Raw genomic sequence first — 2,602 nt, 5'->3', positions numbered from 1 at the left:
TCGATATTCCGATGATACCCTGCCAATGATTCCGGGGATACCCTGCCAGTCAATTTTCGGTTTCAACGGCTAAGATATTTATTTTTTTAGTTTCATTTTTCTCATTGATTGTCCGTTTAATTCTATGCGGTGGGAGGAGTAAACAATCCTGTCCAGTATTGCATCAGCAATGGTGTGTTCACCAATTAATCCATGCCACTCTTTTACCGGTATTTGTGATGTAAAAATAATTGAAGCATTATCGTATTTGTGTTCCACAATGTCGAGTAAGGCCTGCCGCTGCATTTGGTCGATTGCAGTTAGGCCAAAGTCATCGAGTATCAGCAGTTGGGTGTTTTGTATCTTTTTAAGCAAAACAAGGTAATCCCCCTGAAGCTTAGAAAGTTTTACCTGCTCCATTAGTCTGGCTGTATTAAAATACGATGTTTTATATGTCATTTGGCAGGCGTGCATACCAAGTGCCTGTGCCAGATAACTTTTGCCACAACCGGTTGGCCCGGTAATAATAATGTTTTCGTTACGGCGGATAAAATCAAGGGAAACCAGGCGTTCAAACAAGTTACGGTCCAGGTTGCGCGGGTGGTTGTAATCAATATCGAGGATTGATACCTGTTGTTTAAATTTAGCTTTGGCCACAAGCCCTGCTATTTTTCTCTCCTGCCGATATTCCCATTCCTGGTCTACCAGCATGGCAATGTACTGGTCGGTGGTATAATCGTGATAATTTGCGCTTTGGATGCTGTTGTAATAAGTTTCGGCCATCCCCGAAAGGCGCATTTGTTTCATTTTTTCGATGGTTGCATTGTTGTTCATAATCGTTGTTTTTATTTATAATTTGCAGCACTACGAAGGTTTTCGTGTGGTTTTATTTCGTGTTTTATTTGTTCCTGCCCGGGATCTGTGTCGGTGTGGTTTTTTAATATGTTTTCAATAATACGGTACGAACAAATGTCGTAGTCAAGGGCTTTTTTACATGCAGCTTCGATACGTTGGCGTGGGTATTTATTTTTTAATGCAATTATGCCCTGGGAGCGTTTAAAGGCAACTTCAGGATAAGTTTGCTGGTCGATTAGTTTGGCTACATAAGTTGTTGTTTCCATCCCAATTTCAGCAGCCTTTTTTACAAAAAAGTCCCTGTTCCACGACTGGTAATACCGGTGAGTGCTTGAGAGGTGGTCTTTAACTGTGGCGTAGTTTCCCCTGCGGTGGCTTTTGGCATGTGTGGCAATGCGCTTTTTATTGTAATAAATCTCTACTGTATCGATATTGTGCTGCACCTCGACATGCCTGCCAATGTAACGGTACGGGACACTGTAATAGTTCTTTTCACTGCTCAGGTAAACATAGCCCATCTTTTGCACCTTTGCCCGGTTGAAATGTTTTATTTTATAAGGCTCGGCAGGTAAGGGGGACAGTTGCCCTTTTTCAATTTCCACAAACTGTTTAAAACGGCTTATGCCGGTTGTTTGTAGTTTGTAACTGTTGTAGCGTTCAAGTAAAAAGCGGATTTGTTTGTTCAGTTCTTCCAGGCTGAAAAAGGTCATGTTCGATATCTCGTAATAAATACGTTGGTAGACCAGTTTTACAGCCCCTTCTACAAGGGCTTTGTCCTGTGGGGAATACGAACGGGTGGGGTTGATTACGCATCCGTAATAATGTCCCATATCGCGGAATGTTTTATTGATTACCGATTCGTATTTTGAGGATTTGGTAACTGCTGATTTTAAATTGTCGGGGACGATGGCCTGTGGCACACCGCCAAAAAAGTTAAGGCAGTTGCCAACTGATCTTACAAGCGATTCACGCGATTGATCATAACTTGCTTCTACATAAGTATACGAACTGGCCGGAAGGATGCCCACAAAAACCTCTACTTCGCGTATTTCCCCGGTAGAGCGGTCAACAATTTGAAGTTTTTTCCCGGCATAATCGATAAATAATTTTTCCCCGGCTTTATGGTTGAGTTTGCCGCTGGCCTTTTTGCTTTCAAGCCAGTCGCTAAATAACTGGCAAAACTGTGAGTAGCTGTAATGGTCAATGTGCTCTTGTTTGTACCTGCGCCACAAATGCTGCCGTGTACACCCGGGCTTCTTCATCTCGTTTACAAAACCCGGGAACAAGCCGTGAAGCGTTGCATAGCGGTCCTGGTCGAGGGCTTCCTTAGAGGGGAAAAGTTTTTGAAGCTCTGCCTCTTCAAAATTTAGCAAGGCGCTGAAACTGTGCCCGCTTGATTTTAACTTTTTTACGTAATGGTTTACCGTATTGCGGTCAACCCCAATTTCCCCGGCTATCTTACGGTTCGAAACCTTCCGGGTCTTTAATAATAGTAACTGTTTTACTTTCATAATGTCAATTTGCAATGCAGCCATAGCTTCTCTGGTTTTATTTTTTACCAGCGAAGTACAAATTGAAACCGGAAAATGATTAAAATGGCAGTGTTTATTCCGGAACCAGTGCCAAATTTTGGCAGTGTTTACTTCGGAATAGTTTCGCGCCGCCGCCAGCCCAAAGCCAAAACAGCCTATAAAAGTGGCAGCATTTGGCCGGAATCACTGGCAGCATTTCATCGGAATCACTGGCAGGGGGTGAACCGGATTATCTA

Annotated in this window: 2 protein-coding genes; both read right to left on the bottom strand. The window is 43.0% G+C overall.

The features are described 5' to 3' along the window. Positions 1-78: 78 nt before the first annotated feature. Complete coding sequence (gene istB / locus K5G00_RS29085; protein ID WP_238770072.1) at positions 79-813, bottom strand: IS21-like element helper ATPase IstB; 735 nt, start codon at positions 811-813, stop codon at positions 79-81. A gap of 11 nt (positions 814-824) precedes the next feature. Next, the gene (gene istA / locus K5G00_RS29080) at positions 825-2,369 is read right to left on the bottom strand and encodes an IS21 family transposase (RefSeq protein ID WP_238770070.1); all 1,545 of its coding nucleotides are present in this window, start codon (positions 2,367-2,369) and stop codon (positions 825-827) included. Positions 2,370-2,602: the final 233 nt, after the last annotated feature.

Origin of the sequence: Maribellus maritimus (assembly GCF_022267315.1) — a bacterium.
GTDB classification, from domain to species: Bacteria; Bacteroidota; Bacteroidia; order Bacteroidales; family Prolixibacteraceae; genus Draconibacterium; species Draconibacterium maritimum.
This window is presented reverse-complemented; position numbering and strand designations above follow the sequence as displayed.

Bases quoted from the DNA above. Each gene is read 5' to 3' on its own strand.
- istA (WP_238770070.1), bottom strand. From the start codon at position 2,369: ATGGCTGCATTGCAAATTGACATTATGAAAGTAAAACAGTTACTATTA.
- istB (WP_238770072.1), bottom strand. From the start codon at position 813: ATGAACAACAATGCAACCATCGAAAAAATGAAACAAATGCGCCTTTCG.